The sequence below is a fragment of the Cupriavidus sp. WS genome, assembly GCF_000395345.1.
In the GTDB taxonomy this organism is placed as follows: domain Bacteria; phylum Pseudomonadota; class Gammaproteobacteria; order Burkholderiales; family Burkholderiaceae; genus Cupriavidus; species Cupriavidus basilensis_B.
The window spans coordinates 18,367-33,796 of the sequence record NZ_AQPL01000201.1; the positions used below are offsets into that span (position 1 = coordinate 18,367).

The following is a 15,430-nucleotide window of genomic DNA, read 5'->3' on the forward strand; positions in this document are numbered from 1 at the left end:
CCTTGGGAGAGCGCGATGGAAAAACCGATCGTAAGCCCGTCGAGGTTCGTCGAGATACTGAACGCCAGGCTGCCCGAACATCCCCTCTACCAGGAAGGGATGCGGGTCTACGCCATCCCCAACCATTCGGACCATCCACGCAGCCTGGTCTGCGTCGGCCCGCGCGGCGTCAATGGCGTATGCGCCACGGTGGAACTGATCGTGCGCGGCGAATGCGAAGTGGTGCCGGACATCCCCGGCGAATGGCACGCGCCGCGCCACACGGCCGGCCGCGCCGCCAGCCGCTAGCGTCCGCGCCGCTTCCCCTTCCTTCTCCCCGCCTTCCTTCCCGCCTTCCGCGCGCCGCAACCCGCGCGGGCGGTCACGCCGCCACGCGCCCCTCGCCGCGCACCGGCGCCGCGCCGGCATGGCCCGCGCTCACGGCGCTGGCCGGATAACCGGCCGAGAACACCAGCCGCCCGCACGACCACGTGTGCGTGACCAGCGGCTGCCCCGCCACCGTGGCCACCGCCACCAGGTCGGCGCGCAGCCCGGGCTCGATGCGGCCGCGGTCGGACAGGCCGCAGGCCAGCGCCGGGTTGGCGCTGACCAGCGCGGCCGCCTGCGACGGCGTGAGCTCCGCCTCGCGCTCGGCGGCGAAGGCCGCGGCGATCAGCGTGGAGGGCTGGTAGTCCGAGCACAGGCAGTCGGCCACGCCGGCGCGGATGGCGTCGATGGCGCGCATCGAGCCGCTCTGGCTCTGCCCGCGCAGCACGTTGGGCGCGCCCAGGATGGTCGGCAGACCGCGCGCCACGGCGGCCTGCGCGGTCTCCAGGTTGATCGGGAACTCGCTCATGCGCACGCCCAGCGCCTGCATGGTGGCGATGCGCTGGACCGAGTCGTCGTCATGGCTGGCGGCCGGCACGCCCAGGCGCGCGGCCAGCGCCAGCAGATGCTCCACGCGCGCGAGCGCGCCCTGCTGCGCGGCGGCCTTCCTGTCGGCCGCGGCGACGGCTTCCTCGCGGCTCATGTCGTGGTTGCCGATCATGTAGGCCACGTAGGCTTCGAGCGTCTTGAACTGGCCCTGGCCCGGCGAGTGGTCCATCACCGAGATCAGGTCCACCACGCCGGCTTCGAGCAGCGTCTCCAGCACCGGCAGCGCGCTGGCGTCGGTGACTTCGTAGCGGCAGTGGATGCGGTTGTCCACCAGGCTGTGCGCGCGGAAGGCGGCCACGGTGCGCACGATCTGCGAGGCGGTCTCGTTGTTGCGCACGCCGAACTGCGTGCTGGCGAACGACAGCGCGTGGTACGGCGTGGTGATGCCGGCCGCGGCGTTGCGGCGGTCCACCTGGGCCACGGCGAAGTCCAGCGGGAACATCACGCGCGAGCGCGGCTCGGCTTCTTTCTCGATGGCGTCGCAGTGCAGGTCGATCAGGCCGGGCATCAGGGTCTGGCCGCGCAGGTCGATGACCTGCGCGGCGCGCGGCACGTCGGCGGCGTCGGGTTCGATGGCCGCGATGCGGCCGTCCTCGATCAGCAGCGCGCTGTCGCTCAGCACGCCGTCGGGCAGCACGATGCGCGCGCGGGTCAGGTAGGCAGGAAGCATGGTCGGTTCCGGGTACGGGTCAGGCACGGAAAAAACGGGAGGTTCAGGCCGGCACGGCGGACAGCCGGCCGGCCGGCGCGTCGGCGCCCGCCACCGGGTGCAGCGGCAGCAGGCGCGTGGCCACGGCATCGCGCACCGCCTCGTCGTGGAAGATGCCGACCAGGCAGCGGCCCTCGGCCAGCGCCTCGCGGATCAGCGCCACCACCACCGCGCGGTTGTCGGCGTCGAGCGAGGCCGTGGGTTCGTCCAGCAGCAGCACCGGATGGCCGCCGATCAGCCCGCGCGCGATGTTCACGCGCTGCTGCTCGCCGCCCGAGAAGGTGGCCGGCGGCAGCGCCCACAGCCGGCCCGGCACCTGCAGCCGCGCCAGCAGCACGGCGGCGCGCTCGCGCGCTTCCTCGAAACTGGCGCCGCGCTGCTGCAGCGGCTCGGCCACCACGTCGAGCGTGCTCACGCGCGGGATCACGCGCAGGAACTGGCTGACGTAGCCGATCACCTCGCGCCGCAGCCGCAGGATGCGCTGCTCGGGCGCGCGGGTCAGTTCCACCCACTCGGCGTCGTCGCGGATGCGGATGCTGCCTTCGGTGGCCAGGTAGTTGCCGTACAGGCAGCGCAGCAGCGTGCTCTTGCCCGCGCCGGAGCTGCCGGCCAGCACCACGCATTCGCCGGCGGCGGCGTCGAAGTCGATGGCCTGCAGCACCGGCAGGCGCGTGCCGCCCTGGTTGTGCAGCACGAAGGTCTTGCCCAGGCCGCGCACCGCGATGCGGCGCGGGTCGCCGGCATCGGCAGCGTTGGCGGCGAGATTGGTGTCGAAGTCTTGCGTCATGTTCAGCTCTGCAGGATGGAGGACACCAGCAACTGGGTGTACGGGTGGTGCGGGTCGTCGAGGATCTGGTCGGTCAGGCCGCTTTCCACCACGCGCCCGCCCTGCATCACCAGCGTGCGGTGCGCCAGCAGGCGCGCCACGGCGAGGTCGTGGGTGACGATGATGGCGGCCAGCCCCAGGTCGGCCACCAGGCCGCGCAGCAGGTCCAGCAGGCGCGCCTGCACGGACACGTCGAGCGAGGCGGTGGGCTCGTCCATGAACACCAGGCGCGGATGCGTGACCAGGTTGCGGGCGATCTGCAGGCGCTGCTGCATGCCGCCCGAGAAGCTGGCCGGCGCGTCGTCCAGGCGGCCGAGGTCCAGCTCCATGCGCTCCATCCAGGTGCCGGCCACCTGGCGCAGCTCGCCGTAGTGGCGCCCGCCCACCGCCATCAGGCGCTCGGCGATGTTGGCGCCGGCGCTCACGCGCATGCGCAGGCCGTCGCGCGCGTTCTGCCGCACGAAGCCCCAGTCGGTGCGCGCCAGCAGCCGCAGGCGCGCGTCCGACAGCGTGGCGAGGTCGGTCAGGCCCTGCTCGCGGGTGTCGTAGCTGACGCTGCCCGCCTCGGGCGCGGCCTGCCACGACACCGCCTGCAGCAGCGTGCTCTTGCCCGAGCCGGATTCGCCCACCACGCACAGCACCTCGCCGGGGAACAGGTCGAAGCTCACGTCGTGGCAGCCGTGCACGCCGTCCCAGGTGCGGGTCAGGCCGCGCACGGACAACAGCGGCTGGTCGGTGCGGCTCATGCTGGCTCCTTGCTGGTGCTGGTGCTACCGGCGCTGTCCGCGGCGTTGGCCGGGCCGGTCAGGCCCTGCTCCTGGCGCGTGGCGCAGTATTCGGTGTCGGAGCAGACGAACATGCGCCCGCCCGCGTCGTCGATGATGATCTCGTCGAGATAGCTGTCGGTCGAGCCGCACAGCTCGCAGCAGCCGGCCCAGGTCTCCACCGCGAACGGATGGTCGTCGAAGTCCAGGCTCTTGACGCTGGTGTACGGCGGCACCGCGTAGACGCGCTTCTCGCGCCCCGCGCCGAACAGCATCAGCGCCGGGCTGTGGTCCAGCTTGGGGTTGTCGAACTTGGGGATCGGCGAGGGCCGCATCATGTAGCGCCGGTTCACCATCACCGGGTAGTCGTAGGTGGTGGCGATGCGGCCGTGGCGCGCGATGTCCTCGTACAGCTTGACGTGCATGGCGCCGTATTCGGCCAGCGCGTGCATGGTGCGCGTCTCGGTCTCGCTCGGCTCCAGCCAGCGCAGCGGCTCAGGGATAGGCACCTGGAACACCATGATCTGCCCGGCCGCCAGCGGCGTCTCGGGGATGCGGTGGCGGGTCTGCACGATGCTGGCCTCGGCGGTGCGCTCGGTGGTGCGCACGCCGGTGACGCGGCCGAAGAAGCGGCGGATGTTGATGGCGTTGGTGGTGTCGTCCGAGCCCTGGTCGATCACCTTGAGCACGTCGTCGCCGCCGATGACGGAGGCCGTGACCTGGATGCCGCCGGTGCCCCAGCCGTAGGGCAGCGGCATCTCGCGGCTGCCGAACGGCACCTGGTAGCCGGGGATCGCCACCGCCTTGAGCAGCGCGCGGCGCAGCATGCGCTTGGTGGATTCGTCGAGGTAGCCGAAGTTGTAGTGCTCGTCGCGCACCACGGCGTCGGGCGCGGCATTCTCGTTGGGGGTCGTGCTGGCGTTGGTCATGATGCGAGTGCCTCCTGCGCTTGCGGGCCGTCCTGCGCGGGCCGGGCGTCCGCTTCGGGCTCGGCCGGCGCGGCCTGGGCGCGCTCGGCGCGCAGCCGGCGCAGCAGTTCGAGGTTGGTCTGGAAGTCCACGTAGTGCGGCAGCTTCAGATGCTGCGTGAAGCCGGACGCTTCCACGTTGTCGCTGTGGTAGAGCATGAACTCGATGTCGTTGGCGGGCGCGTCGGCGGCCTCGCCCAGTTCGGCGGCGCGCATGGCGCGGTCGGCCAGCGCCATCGACATGGCCTTGCGCTCGCCGTAGCCGAACACCAGGCCGTAGCCGCGCGTGAAGCTCGGCCCCTCCTGCGCGTTACCGGCGAACTGGCTGACCATCTGGCACTCGGTGACTTCGACCTCGCCGATGGTCACGGCAAAGCCAAGCTCCTCCACGAACAGCTCCACCTCCGCCTGGCCGTAGCGGATCTCGGCCGCGAACGGGTGCGAGTTGCCGTAGCCGCGCTGGGTGGAATAGCCCATCGACAGCAGGAAGCCTTCGTCGGCGCGCGCCAGGTTCTGCAGGCGCGCGGGGCGCGCCGCCGGCAATGCCAGCGGCTCGCGCGTCAGGTCGGGCGGGGCCGGGTCGCCGGCCGGCACGGTCTCCGGCTCGATCAGCGATTCCTGGCGCAGCAGGTCGGTCACGCGCGGCATGCGCGCATCCAGCGTCGCCTGCGCGGGCGGCAGCGGCGCGGAGTCGCGCTCGGCCTCCAGCGTGAAGTCGAGCAGGCGCTGGGTGTAGTCGTAGGTCGGCCCGAGCACCTGCCCGCCCGGCACGTCCTTGAAGGTCGACGAGATCCGGCGCTGCAGGCGCATGGTGCCGGTATCGAGCGGCGCGCAATAACCGAAGCGCGGCAGCGTGGTGCGGTAGGCGCGCAGCAGGAACACGGCCTCGATCAGGTCGCCCGCGGCCTGCTTGATGGCCAGCGCGGCGAGGTGCGGGTCGTACAGCGAGCCCTCGGCCATCACGCGCGACACCGCCAGCGGCATCTGCTCGCGCACCTGCGCCAGCGTCAGCTCCGGCACGGCGCGGTCGCCGCGGCGGTAGTCGTCGAGCATGCGATAGGAATTCAGGATGGCGCGTTCGCCACCTTTGACGGCTACGTACATGTCAGGCCTCCACCTGGGTGGTGCGCGGCAGCGCGCTCAGGGCGTGGCCGCTGGTCAGCAGCACGTCGACGCCGAGCGGGAAACGCGCGTGGTTGTCCCGCCACTGGGTCCAGAAAGCGGCGGGCAGGCCCTGCGCGCGCAGCGTGGCCTCGTGCTCGATGCCGGGGCCGCGCAGCGTCGCCGCCGGGCCGTCCGCCAGCGAGGCCACTTCCAGCAGCAGCGTGGCGGAGCGGTCCGGGTAGGCCGGATCGCCCTGGGCGCAGTCCGCGAGGTCCGGCGCGGCATGGCCCGCCGGCACCGCCACGAAGGCCGCCCGCGCCACCTCGTCCACCAGCGGGCAGCCGCAATGGAAGCGCAGGAAGGCGCGCACCGCCGCGGGCGTGCCGGGCGGCAGCCACAGCGGCGTGTCGGCGTCCACCAGCGTCAGCAGCAGCGCGCTCAGCGCCGGCGACAGGCCGTGCGGCACGCCGCAAGGCTCATGCAGCTCGCGCACGCTGCCGGGACGCGACATCGCGTCCAGCGCGGCGCGGAAGGTGCGCTGCGCCGACGTCACCGCGTCGTCGAAGCCGGGCAGCAGCATCGCCGCGCCGGCACGGCCCGCGGCCGCGTTGTCACTACCTGCCGCCGGGGCGGCAATCGCTTGGCCTGGCATCTCAATCCTCTCCACGCACCATCGTAAAAAACTCCACCTTGGTCTGTGCCGCTACCGCCGCCTGCCGCGCGTCGCGCGCCGCGCGCGCCTGCGCCAGCGGGGCGACCACCGCGGCCTGCACGCGCTCGTGCCAGCCGGGCAGCTGCAGCAGCGCGTCCAGCACCGCGATCTGTTCCGCCTGGCGGTGGGTGCGGCCCTGCACATAACCCACGCCGACCACGCCGCCCTCGTCCGACGCCATCGTCACCGCGCAGCGCGTGACGCTGACTTCGCCCAGGTTGAACTGCGCGCCGGCGCCGCCGGCACGGCCGCGCACCATCGCCATGCCGCTCTCGGGCTTGCGCAGCAGCCGGTGGGCGGGCAGCGTGCCGAGCCCGCCGAAGGCCTGTTCGAGCGCCTCCGGCGCGGCCAGCGCCAGCTCGCGCAGCCAGGCGGCGCGCGCCGCCTGCTCCGCCGCGAGTCCGCGCGGGGCGCCGGCGGTGCGTTCGGTATCTTCGGTATCGGTTCGATCCATCTGTACATCCCCTATACGTCTATACGTTTAGATGTAGAATACCATCCACCGACCGAACTAGACCACAGGCAGATGAATCTTTCATGACGGCCCGCCAGCTTGTCCGGATCGACGCACGCGGCGCGCCGTTGAGGCACAATCGCATTCCATTGAAGCATGCCGATGATGAACGCTGGATGACGAAGGGACGGGAAACGATGCTGGAACAGGAAGTCGAACGGGGTTCGGGAGTCGCGGTGTGGCGCCAGATCGGCGAGGCCCTTGCGCTCGACATCCGCAACAAGCTCTACGAGCCCGGCGAGCGCCTGCCGCCGGAGCCGGAGCTGGCCAGCCGCTTCGCCGTCAACCGCCACACCATCCGCCGCGCGATGGGCGAGCTGGAGCAGAACGGGCTGGTGCGCATCGAGCAGGGCCGCGGCACCTTCGTGCAGGAGCACGCGATCGACTACGCCATCGGGCGGCGCACGCGCTTCTCGCAGAACCTGGCCAGCCAGGGCGTGCGCGGCCACGTCGAGGTGATCGAGTCGCAGACCCTGCGCGCGCCCGAGATCGCCAAGCACCTGGGGCTGGCGCGCAACGCCCAGATCCTGCGCGTGCAGATGCTCGGCAAGGCCGAGGCGCGCACCATCGACGTGGCCGAGCACTACTTCGACGCGGCGCGCTTCCCCGAGCTCGAGGCGCAGTTGCGCGCGCGCCAGTCGATCTCCAAGGCGCTCGCGCATTTCGGCGTGGCCGACTACACCCGCAAGTGGTCGCGCATCACCGCGGCCATGCCGACCGCGCCGGTGGCGCGCCAGCTCAACCAGCCCAAGACGCGGCCCATCCTGCAGGTGGAAGCGCTCAACGTCGATACCGCCGGCACGCCGCTGCACTACAGCGTGGTGCGCTTCGCCGGCGACTGGGTGCAACTGACCGTGGCCGACCAGGACTGAGAGGCCCGCACAGGAAAACCGGCGCCGCCGGGCGCCGGGCAGCCGCATCGTTTTCCAGGCCATTGCCGCATCATGCGATGGCCGCCCGAGCAACAAAATTGGTCTAGACATCCGCTTGTCATCTGACCACGCTAAGGTCGCCAGCATGGATACCACTCTCGCCCCTCATCCCACTCTCGCCGGCCTCAGCGGCCGGCGCGTCCTCACCGCCGGCGGCATCGCGCCGGCCAGCCTGGCGTTCCGCGACGGCTGCATCGGCGCGCCCGGCGCCGCCGGCCCCACGCTCGACGCCGGCGACCTGCTGGTGCTGCCCGGCATCGTCGACATCCACGGCGACGCCTTCGAGCGCGCGGTGATGCCGCGCCCCGGCGTCAGCTTCCCGTACGCCGGCGCGCTGTTCGACGTGGACCGCCAGCTGCTGTCGCACGGCATCACCACCGAGCTGCACGGCGTCACGCTGTCGTGGGAAGGCGGGCTGCGCGGCGAGGCCTATGCCGAGCGCATGTTCGACGGGCTGGAGCGCATGCGCGGCGCGCTGGGCGCGCAGCACCACGTGCACCTGCGCTTCGAGGCGCACCACGTGGGCGGGCTGGACACCGCGCTGGCGTGGATCGCCAGCGGCAAGGTGCGCTTCCTGGCCATCAACGATCACCTGCCGATGATGCTCCGGCGCATGCAGGACACGCGCAAGCTCGCCGGCTACGCCGAGCGCGCCGAGTGCGACACGGCCACCTTCCGCGCTCGCCTGGAGCAGGCCGCCGCGCGCGCCGGCGAGGTGCCCGCCACCGTGGCCCGCCTGATCGCCGCGGCGCGCGCGGCCGGCCTGCAGGTGGCCTCCCACGACGACGGCGACGCCGCCACGCGCCAGGGCTTCCACCAGCAGGGCTGCCTCGTCGCCGAGTTCCCGCTGACCGTGGACGTGGCCCGCGCGGCGCGCGCGCTGCGCAACCTGACCGTGTTCGGCGCGCCCAACGTGGTGCGCGGCGGCAGCCACACCGGCGCGCCCGACGCCACCGAGATGATCGCCGCGGGCCTGTGCGACGTGCTCGCCTCCGACTACTACTACCCGGCGCCGCTGCAGGCCGCCTTCCGCGTCGCCCAGCTCGGCGTGCTGCCGCTGCCGGCCGCGTGGGACCTGGTCTCGCGCAACCCGGCCCGCGCCGCCGGCCTGACCGACCGCGGCACGCTCGGCCCCGGCCTGCGCGCCGACGCCATCCTGGTCGACGACCGCAACCCCGCCCTGCCCCAGGTCTGCGCCACCATCGTCGGCGGCGTCCTGCACCACGCCACGCGCGCCTTCCCGCTGCAGCAAGCCGGCGGCGAGCGCCGCGCCGCCTGACCCCACGCCCGCCCAGCCCGATGCAGCCGCCCGCCTACCGCTACGCCATCTACCTCACTCCCGCGGCGCCGTGGCGCGACCTCGGCGCGCGCTGGCTCGGCCGCAGCGCCGAGACCGGCGCCCCGGTCGAGCGCCTCGCCGGCGATGCGCGCCTCGCGCGCTGGACCGAGGCGCCCGCGCACTACGGCCTGCACGCCACGCTCAAGGCGCCGTTCCGCCTCGCGCCCGGCCGCACGCCCACCGCGCTCGACGCCGCCCTGCGCGCATTCGCGCTCGACCGCCATCCGTTCGCGGTGCCGCTGGCGCTGCGCAACCTGCGCGGCTTCCTGGCCTGGTGCCTGGGCGACGACCACGCCGCCAACGCGCGCATGCACGCGCTGGCGGACGCCGCCGTGCGCGAGCTCGACGCATTCCGCGCCCAGCCCACCAGCGCGGAAATCGCGCGCCGCAAGCCCGACGCGCTGCAGCCCGAAGCGCGCCGCATGCTCGCAGCCTGGGGCTACCCCTATGCGTTCGAGACCTTCATCTTCCACATCACGCTCAGCGGCCAGCTCGACGCGGCCGACCAGGCCGCCGCCACCGCGCTGCTGCAGGCGCACGCCGGCCACCTGCTGGCCACGCCGATGCCCGTGCGCGACGTGAGCCTGTTCGTCCAGCCCGCGCCCGACGCGCCGTTCGTGGCCGCGCGCCACTACGGCTTCGACGGCAGCACCGCCGACGCCGCCGGCGCGGCCCTGCTGGAGGAGGCGGCATGAGCGGCGGCATCAGCGATGTCACGAGCGATGTCACGAGCGACGCCGGCCGCCAGCTGGTCTACCTGATGGGCCCGTCGGGCAGCGGCAAGGACTCGCTGTTGCGCGCGCTGCACGAGCGCCTGCGCCCCGGCGAGCGCGTGGTGATCGCGCACCGCTACATCACGCGCGCCAGCGGCGCCGACGAGGCCAGCGTCGCCATCACGCCGGCCGAGTTCGCGCGCCGCGCGGCGCTGGGCTGCTTCGCGCTGCAGTGGGACAGCCACGGCCTGCATTACGGCATCGGCATCGAGCTCGACCACTGGCTGGCGCGGGGCCTGTGCGTGGTCGTCAACGGCTCGCGCGAATACCTCGCGCAGGCGCACGCGCGCTACCCCGGCCTGCACGCGGTGCAGGTCGGCGTGCGGCCCGAGGTCCTGGCGCAGCGCCTGCGCCAGCGCGGCCGCGAGGACGAAGCCGACATCGCCCGGCGCCTGGCGCGCGCGGCCGAGCCGTTTGCCGTGCCGGCGGGATGCCGCTTCACCGAAATCGACAACAGCGGCAGGCTGGAGACGGCGGCGCAGCGCTTGCTGGAAGTCGTGCGGGAAGCACAGGAAGGTGCCGGCGGAGACACCGGGCTGCCGGCCGCGCGGCGCGCCTGAATGTCACGCGGCGGCGGCGGCGCGCAGCCGGCCGCCACCGCGCCATTCAGGCGTTGCCCTGCCGGTCCCAGTACGGCGGCGCGCCGAAACGCTCGATGAAGAAGTCCACGAACGCGCGCACCTTCTGCGAGGCGCGCCGGTTCGGCAGGTAGACCGCCTGGATCGCCCCGCCCGCGCCCAGCCCCGCCTCCCAGCCCGGCAGCACGGCGCGCAGCCGGCCGGCCTCGATGTCGGCGCCGACCAGCCAGCTCGGCATCAGGATCAGCCCCATGCCGCCGATGGCGGCCTCCCGCAGCATCTCCGAATTGTTCGCGCGCAGGCTGCCGCCGACGCGCACCGCCTCGTCCGAGCGCCCCGAGAAGCGCCAGATGCTGCTGCCGCGCGCGTAGGAGAAGGTCAGGCAGTCGTGCCCGGCCAGTTCGGCGGGCGCCTGCGGCTCGCCGCGCCGGGCCAGGTAGTCCGGGCTCGCGCACACCAGCCGCCGGTGCGGCGCCATCCTGCGCGCCACCAGGCTGGGGGCGTCGACGCTGCCCAGCCGGATCGCCAGGTCCAGCCGCTGCGCCACCAGGTCGACCACGTCGTCGGTCATGGTGAGATCGAGCCGGATGCCGGGATACATGCGCGCAAACTCGGGCAATGCCGGCGCGATGTGCAGGCGCGCGAACGCCACCGGCAGGCTCGCCCGCAGCAGCCCGCGCGGCGGCCCGGCGGCCTCGCCGGCCTCCAGGTTGGCGCTCTCCAGGTCGCCCAGGATGCGCACCGCGTGCTCCAGGTAGCTCTCGCCCACGCTGGTCAGCGTCACGCTGCGCGTCGAGCGGTTCAGCAGCTGCGTGCCGAGGCTGGTCTCCAGCGCGTCCACCTGCCGCGTGACCGACGACGTGGCCACGCCCATGCGCCGCGCCGCGGGCGCGAAGCCGCCTTCCTCGATGACCGCCACGAAAGCCTTCAAGGCAGCGAATGTGTCCATGCACGGGGTCCGGTTTATCGTTGCGTACAGCGCAACGCACCTGCCGAACCTTACCCGATTATCAGCGCCGTCGCTACGGCCTAAAGTGAGGGCGTCAACACCACCACCGCACCCCGGAGCCGACCATGCCAGCCTCCCGCCCCCAGCCTCCCCGCCCCGAGACCCCGTCCCGGCGGCGCGCGCTCGTCGTCGGCGGCTCGCTCGGCGGCCTGTTCGCCGGCAACCTGCTGCGCCGCGCCGGCTGGGAGGCCGACATCTACGAACGCTCCCCGCGCGACCTCGACAGCCGCGGCGGCGGCATCGTGCTGCAGCCCGAGGTCGTCGAGGCCTTCCGGCTGTCCGGCGTGACGCTGCCGGACAGCGCGCTGGGCGTGGGCTCGCAAGCGCGCGTGGTGCTGCGCCCCGACGGCTCGGTCCAGAGCCGCCGGGACGCGCCGCAGACGCAGACCTCGTGGTCGCTGATCTATTCGACGCTGCGCCAGGCGTTCGGCGCGGCGCACTATCACCAGGGCCGCGCGCTGGCCGAGGTCCGCCAGCTTGCCGACCGGCGCGTCATGGCGATCTTCGAGGACGGCACGCAGGCAAGCGCCGACCTGCTGGTCGGCGCGGACGGCGGCAACTCGCGCATCCGCCGGCAACTGTGGCCGCTCGCCCAGCCGTCCTACGCCGGCTACCTCGCCTGGCGCGGCCTGCTGCCCGAGGACGCCATGCCGGCCGTCGCCCGGGAGGCCCTGCATGGCGACTTCGGCTTCGCCAACAACCGCGGCTCCCATATCCTCGGTTATCTCGTGCCCGGCCCGGGCAACGACACGCGCCCCGGGCACCGCCTCTACAACTGGGTCTGGTACCGCGTGGCCGGCGCCACGCAACTGCGCAGCATCATGACCGACGCAACCGGGCGCCAGCGCGGCCACGCCATCCCCGAAGGCCTGCTGGCGCCGGCGTGGCGCGAGCACGTCTACCGCGAGGCCGACGCGCTGCTGCCCGCGCCGTTCCGCGCGGTGGTCAGGGCCACCGCGCAGCCCTTCGCCCAGGCCATCCGCGACCTCGCGGTGGACCACATGGTCGACGGCCGCGTGATCCTGCTGGGCGACGCCGCCTCGATTCCCCGCCCGCATACCGCCGCCAGCACCTCGAAGGCCGCCGCCAACGCCATCGCGCTCGCCGCCGCCCTGCGCGCCTTCCCGGACGACCCCGACCGCGCGCTGGCTAGCTGGGAGCCGCAGCAGGTGCTGCTGGGCCAGCGCCTGCGCGACCACGGCCGCGACATCGGCCAGCGCCTGCTGTTTCATGCCGCCCATCCCGTCGGCGTGGGCTAGCCGCCCACGCGCCACACCCAGGTCTTTTTTCCACCCGAGCCAAGGAGCCATGCCATGAAATTCCTCTTCGACGACGAATCGTTCTCTTTCGAAACCCTGCGCACCGCCGGCTTCGCCAACTACGGCGGCGCCGATCTCGGCGAGGTCATCGTCACCGCGCGCGCCATTCCCGAAGGCGACGAAGCCGCCTGGCTGAAGCAGTGGGAAGCCACCGCCGACCGCGTGGCCCGCATCGGCGAAAACGCGCTCGCCGCGGGGCACCGCGTGAGCGCGCGCGAAGCGTTCCTGCGCGCCTCCAACTACTACCGCACGGCGGAGTTCTTCAAGCGCGCCGCGCCCGTGGGCGACGCCGACGTCGCGCGGCTGTCGGGCCGCTCCACGCAGACCTTCATCCAGGCCGCGCAACTGCTCGACACGCCGTTCGAGATCGTCGAGATCCCCTACGAGGGCACCACGCTGCCCGGCTACCTGTTCCTGGCGGACAGCACCGGCGAGCCGCGCCCCACCGTCATCTACAACAACGGCTTCGATTCGACGCAGGAAGAGTCGTACGTGGCGATCGGCGCCGCGGCCCTGCGGCGCGGCTACAACGTGCTGGCCTTCGACGGCCCCGGCCAGGGCGCGGCGATCCGCCGCGCCGGGCTGCCGTTCCGCCACGACTGGGAGCACGTCATCACGCCGGTCATCGACTTCGCGCTCACGCGCCCGGAAGTCGACCCCGCCAGGATCGCCCTGTTCGGCTACAGCCTCGGCGGCTACCTGGTCGCCCGCGCCGCGGCCTTCGACCACCGCCCCGCCGCGATCATCCTCGACGACGGCATCCTGGACTTCCACGCCGCCTTCGAGCACATGCTGCCGCCGTTCCTGCTGGACTGGATCGGCGCGCACAAGGACGCCGAAGCCGACGCGGTGCTGCGCATGCTGATGCTCGCCAAGACCGGCGCGCGCTGGGCCATGCAGAACGGCATGTGGACCTTCGGCACGTCCTCGCCCAGCGAGTTCGTGCGCCTGACGCGGCGCTACACGCTCGCCGGCGTGGCCGGCGACATCCGCGCCGCCACGCTGGTGCTCGACGCCGAGAACGACCAGTTCCTCAAGGGCCAGCCCCAGGCGATCCACGCGGCGCTGAACGCGCCCAAGGCGCTGGTGACGCTGACCGAGGCCGAAGGCGCCGGCGAGCATTGCCACATGGGCGCGATGTACCGCGCCCACCAGACCATCTTCGACTGGCTCGACGACACCCTGGCCCGCGCCTGACCCCTGCCGCGGGCTGCCGCGCGCCGCGCGGCGGCACCCCCTCACCCCACGGAGCAAGACCATGAACCAGCACCTCTTCCGGCCGATCGCGCTCGGCCCGCTCACCCTGAAGCACCGCGTCGTCATGGCGCCGCTGACGCGCTCGCGCGCCGGCCAGCCCGGCGACGTGCCCACCGCCATGAACGCCGAATACTACCGGCAGCGCGCCGGCGCCGCGTTCATCGTCACCGAGGCCACGCAGATCTCGCGGCAAGGCCAGGGATATGCGTGGACGCCCGGCATCTACAGCGACGCGCAGGTCGAGGCCTGGCGCGCGGTCAGCGACGCCGTGCACGGCCAGGGCGGCACCATCTTCATGCAGCTCTGGCACGTCGGCCGCGTCTCGCACCCGATGTTCCAGCCCGACGGCGCGCTGCCGGTCGCGCCCAGCGCCCTGCCCGTGCCGGGCAAGACCTTCATCATCGACGAACAGGGCAAGGGCGCCTGGGGCGACATCCCGGTGCCGCGCGAACTCACGGTGGAAGACATCGGCGCCATCGTCGCCGACTACCGGCGCGCCGCGCGCAACGCGATGCGCGCCGGCATGGACGGCGTGGAGATCCACGCCGGCAACGGCTACCTGCTCGACCAGTTCATCAACAGCAGCAGCAACCACCGCCAGGACGCCTACGGCGGCAGCATCGAGAACCGCGCGCGCCTGCTGCTGGAAGTGGTGGCAGCCGTGACGGACGAAGTGGGCGCCGGGCGCGTCGGCGTGCGGCTCACGCCGATGGGGCGCTTCATGGGCATGGGCGACGACACCCCGGAGGCCACCTTCGGCCATATCGCGAGCCGGCTCAACGACTGGAACCTGGCTTATCTCCACCTGGTGGAGCCGGCCATCGCGGGAACCGTGAAGGACGAGAGCGCCGACCCGCGCCGCGACGCCATCATCGGCCAGATGCGCGCGGCCTACCGCGGCGTGCTGATGCTGGCCGGCGGCTACGACGGCGAGGCCGCCGAGCAGGCGCTGGCCAGCGGCCGGGCCGACCTGATCGCCTTCGGCCGCCTGTTCATCGCCAACCCCGACCTGCCCGCGCGCCTGCGCGGCGGCCACCCGCTCAACACGCCCGACGCGGCCAGCTTCTTCGGCGGCGACAGCCGCGGCTACACCGACTATCCGGCGCTCGGCTGAACGGCAGGCGGACCGGCTGGCGGCTCAGCCTCCGGCCAGGTCGATGCTGAAGCTGATGCCGTGCTCGCGGAAGCCGAGCCGGCGGTAGAACTGGTGCGCCTGCAGGCGGCGCCCGTTGGACGACAGCGCCAGCTTGTCCGCGCCGGCCTCGCGCGCCAGCCGCATGGCGGCATCCATCATGGCCGAGCCGACGCCGCCGCCGCGCGCGCTCTGCGTGACCACCACGCCTTCGATGACGGCCTCGTTGTGCCCGGCGTGCACCAGCACCGGAAACACCAGCAGGCTGAAGGTGCCCAGCGCCGCGCCGCCGGCATCGCGCATCAGGTAGCAGCGATAGTCGGGCACGGCCCGCACGCGGGCGAACAGCGCGCGCATGCGCGGCAGCGGCAGCGGCGCCTCGCCGTCCATCTCGGACAGCAGCGCGGCCACCTGCGCCAGCTCGGCGTCGGTGCCGGTGACTTCGTGCAGCGTCAGCGCGCCCGGCGCGGCGGACACGACATCGCCCCGGCCCGGCGCATTGTCCTCGGCCATGTCAGGCTGCCTGTGCCGGCCGGCGCAGGCAGCGCGCCACGATCGGCAGGGAATGTTCCAGCGGCGG

Annotated in this window: 17 protein-coding genes; 8 read left to right on the forward strand and 9 right to left on the reverse strand. The window is 72.9% G+C overall.

Annotation, left to right across the window (positions count from 1 at the left end; all coding sequences use genetic code 11):
* The first annotated feature begins 15 nt into the window (after nt 1-15).
* Nucleotides 16-288 (forward strand): hypothetical protein, encoded by a 273-nt coding sequence (locus K206_RS0116880; protein WP_029043733.1) that lies wholly within the window; start codon nt 16-18, stop codon nt 286-288.
* A 73-nt stretch (nt 289-361) separates the two neighbouring features.
* Here K206_RS0116880 and K206_RS0116885 read toward each other — a convergent pair whose 3' ends face one another.
* From K206_RS0116885 to phnG, 7 genes are all read right to left on the reverse strand, one after another.
* Nucleotides 362-1,585 carry an alpha-D-ribose 1-methylphosphonate 5-triphosphate diphosphatase gene (locus K206_RS0116885; protein ID WP_020203574.1) on the reverse strand — a complete coding sequence of 408 codons (1,224 nt, stop codon included), beginning with the start codon at nt 1,583-1,585 and terminating at the stop codon, nt 362-364.
* 43 nt (nt 1,586-1,628) lie between these two features.
* Nucleotides 1,629-2,411, reverse strand: a complete 783-nt coding sequence (gene phnL, locus K206_RS0116890) for a phosphonate C-P lyase system protein PhnL (RefSeq protein WP_020203575.1) — start codon at nt 2,409-2,411, stop codon at nt 1,629-1,631.
* Nucleotides 2,412-2,413: 2 nt separating this feature from the next.
* Nucleotides 2,414-3,196, reverse strand: coding sequence for a phosphonate C-P lyase system protein PhnK (phnK, locus tag K206_RS0116895; RefSeq protein ID WP_020203576.1), 783 nt, complete (start codon nt 3,194-3,196; stop codon nt 2,414-2,416).
* Entirely contained in the window at nt 3,193-4,143 is a 951-nt protein-coding gene (locus K206_RS0116900) for an alpha-D-ribose 1-methylphosphonate 5-phosphate C-P-lyase PhnJ (protein WP_020203577.1), read from the reverse strand. The genes phnK and K206_RS0116900 overlap by 4 nt, the downstream gene beginning before the upstream one ends.
* Nucleotides 4,140-5,285 (reverse strand): carbon-phosphorus lyase complex subunit PhnI, encoded by a 1,146-nt coding sequence (locus K206_RS0116905; RefSeq protein ID WP_020203578.1) that lies wholly within the window; start codon nt 5,283-5,285, stop codon nt 4,140-4,142. Before K206_RS0116905 ends, K206_RS0116900 begins: the two co-directional genes overlap by 4 nt.
* Nucleotide 5,286: 1 nt before the next feature.
* Complete coding sequence (gene phnH, locus K206_RS0116910) at nt 5,287-5,865, reverse strand: phosphonate C-P lyase system protein PhnH (RefSeq protein WP_020203579.1); 579 nt, start codon at nt 5,863-5,865, stop codon at nt 5,287-5,289.
* 73 nt (nt 5,866-5,938) lie between these two features.
* Complete coding sequence (gene phnG / locus K206_RS0116915) at nt 5,939-6,451, reverse strand: phosphonate C-P lyase system protein PhnG (RefSeq protein ID WP_020203580.1); 513 nt, start codon at nt 6,449-6,451, stop codon at nt 5,939-5,941.
* A 197-nt stretch (nt 6,452-6,648) separates the two neighbouring features.
* Between phnG and phnF the strand changes: the two genes are divergently transcribed.
* From phnF to phnN, 4 genes are all read left to right on the forward strand, one after another.
* Nucleotides 6,649-7,383, forward strand: coding sequence for a phosphonate metabolism transcriptional regulator PhnF (phnF, locus tag K206_RS0116920; RefSeq protein WP_020423817.1), 735 nt, complete (start codon nt 6,649-6,651; stop codon nt 7,381-7,383).
* 145 nt (nt 7,384-7,528) lie between these two features.
* Entirely contained in the window at nt 7,529-8,722 is a 1,194-nt protein-coding gene (locus tag K206_RS0116925) for an alpha-D-ribose 1-methylphosphonate 5-triphosphate diphosphatase (protein ID WP_020203582.1), read from the forward strand.
* A 20-nt stretch (nt 8,723-8,742) separates the two neighbouring features.
* Nucleotides 8,743-9,477, forward strand: a complete 735-nt coding sequence (locus K206_RS0116930; protein ID WP_020203583.1) for a DUF1045 domain-containing protein — start codon at nt 8,743-8,745, stop codon at nt 9,475-9,477.
* Entirely contained in the window at nt 9,474-10,115 is a 642-nt protein-coding gene (phnN, locus tag K206_RS0116935) for a phosphonate metabolism protein/1,5-bisphosphokinase (PRPP-forming) PhnN (RefSeq protein WP_020203584.1), read from the forward strand. Before K206_RS0116930 ends, phnN begins: the two co-directional genes overlap by 4 nt.
* 46 nt (nt 10,116-10,161) lie before the next feature.
* Here phnN and K206_RS0116940 read toward each other — a convergent pair whose 3' ends face one another.
* Entirely contained in the window at nt 10,162-11,082 is a 921-nt protein-coding gene (locus K206_RS0116940; protein WP_020203585.1) for a LysR family transcriptional regulator, read from the reverse strand.
* Between the two features lie 125 nt (nt 11,083-11,207).
* Between K206_RS0116940 and K206_RS0116945 the strand changes: the two genes are divergently transcribed.
* The 3 genes from K206_RS0116945 (at nt 11,208) to K206_RS0116955 (ending at nt 14,832) form a co-directional block, all read left to right on the forward strand.
* Nucleotides 11,208-12,401 carry an FAD-dependent monooxygenase gene (locus tag K206_RS0116945; RefSeq protein ID WP_020203586.1) on the forward strand — a complete coding sequence of 398 codons (1,194 nt, stop codon included), beginning with the start codon at nt 11,208-11,210 and terminating at the stop codon, nt 12,399-12,401.
* Between the two features lie 54 nt (nt 12,402-12,455).
* A complete protein-coding gene (locus K206_RS0116950) occupies nt 12,456-13,658 on the forward strand; it encodes a S9 family peptidase (RefSeq protein WP_020203587.1) in 1,203 nt (400 codons plus the stop codon).
* A 61-nt stretch (nt 13,659-13,719) separates the two neighbouring features.
* On the forward strand, nt 13,720-14,832 hold the full coding sequence (locus tag K206_RS0116955) for an alkene reductase (protein WP_020203588.1): 1,113 nt from the start codon (nt 13,720-13,722) through the stop codon (nt 14,830-14,832).
* 24 nt (nt 14,833-14,856) lie between these two features.
* Here the strand turns inward: K206_RS0116955 and K206_RS0116960 are convergent, their stop codons facing one another.
* Nucleotides 14,857-15,363, reverse strand: a complete 507-nt coding sequence (locus K206_RS0116960) for a GNAT family N-acetyltransferase (RefSeq protein ID WP_020203589.1) — start codon at nt 15,361-15,363, stop codon at nt 14,857-14,859.
* Between the last annotated feature and the right edge of the window lie 67 nt (nt 15,364-15,430).

Bases quoted from the DNA above. Each gene is read 5' to 3' on its own strand.
- K206_RS0116955 (WP_020203588.1), top strand. From the start codon at position 13,720: ATGAACCAGCACCTCTTCCGGCCGATCGCGCTCGGCCCGCTCACCCTG.
- phnF (WP_020423817.1), top strand. From the start codon at position 6,649: ATGCTGGAACAGGAAGTCGAACGGGGTTCGGGAGTCGCGGTGTGGCGC.
- phnG (WP_020203580.1), bottom strand. From the start codon at position 6,451: ATGGATCGAACCGATACCGAAGATACCGAACGCACCGCCGGCGCCCCG.
- phnN (WP_020203584.1), top strand. From the start codon at position 9,474: ATGAGCGGCGGCATCAGCGATGTCACGAGCGATGTCACGAGCGACGCC.
- K206_RS0116900 (WP_020203577.1), bottom strand. From the start codon at position 4,143: ATGACCAACGCCAGCACGACCCCCAACGAGAATGCCGCGCCCGACGCC.
- phnH (WP_020203579.1), bottom strand. From the start codon at position 5,865: ATGCTGCTGCCCGGCTTCGACGACGCGGTGACGTCGGCGCAGCGCACC.
- phnL (WP_020203575.1), bottom strand. From the start codon at position 2,411: ATGACGCAAGACTTCGACACCAATCTCGCCGCCAACGCTGCCGATGCC.
- K206_RS0116925 (WP_020203582.1), top strand. From the start codon at position 7,529: ATGGATACCACTCTCGCCCCTCATCCCACTCTCGCCGGCCTCAGCGGC.
- K206_RS0116885 (WP_020203574.1), bottom strand. From the start codon at position 1,585: ATGCTTCCTGCCTACCTGACCCGCGCGCGCATCGTGCTGCCCGACGGC.
- K206_RS0116930 (WP_020203583.1), top strand. From the start codon at position 8,743: ATGCAGCCGCCCGCCTACCGCTACGCCATCTACCTCACTCCCGCGGCG.
- K206_RS0116940 (WP_020203585.1), bottom strand. From the start codon at position 11,082: ATGGACACATTCGCTGCCTTGAAGGCTTTCGTGGCGGTCATCGAGGAA.
- phnK (WP_020203576.1), bottom strand. From the start codon at position 3,196: ATGAGCCGCACCGACCAGCCGCTGTTGTCCGTGCGCGGCCTGACCCGC.
- K206_RS0116905 (WP_020203578.1), bottom strand. From the start codon at position 5,285: ATGTACGTAGCCGTCAAAGGTGGCGAACGCGCCATCCTGAATTCCTAT.
- K206_RS0116960 (WP_020203589.1), bottom strand. From the start codon at position 15,363: ATGGCCGAGGACAATGCGCCGGGCCGGGGCGATGTCGTGTCCGCCGCG.
- K206_RS0116945 (WP_020203586.1), top strand. From the start codon at position 11,208: ATGCCAGCCTCCCGCCCCCAGCCTCCCCGCCCCGAGACCCCGTCCCGG.
- K206_RS0116880 (WP_029043733.1), top strand. From the start codon at position 16: ATGGAAAAACCGATCGTAAGCCCGTCGAGGTTCGTCGAGATACTGAAC.
- K206_RS0116950 (WP_020203587.1), top strand. From the start codon at position 12,456: ATGAAATTCCTCTTCGACGACGAATCGTTCTCTTTCGAAACCCTGCGC.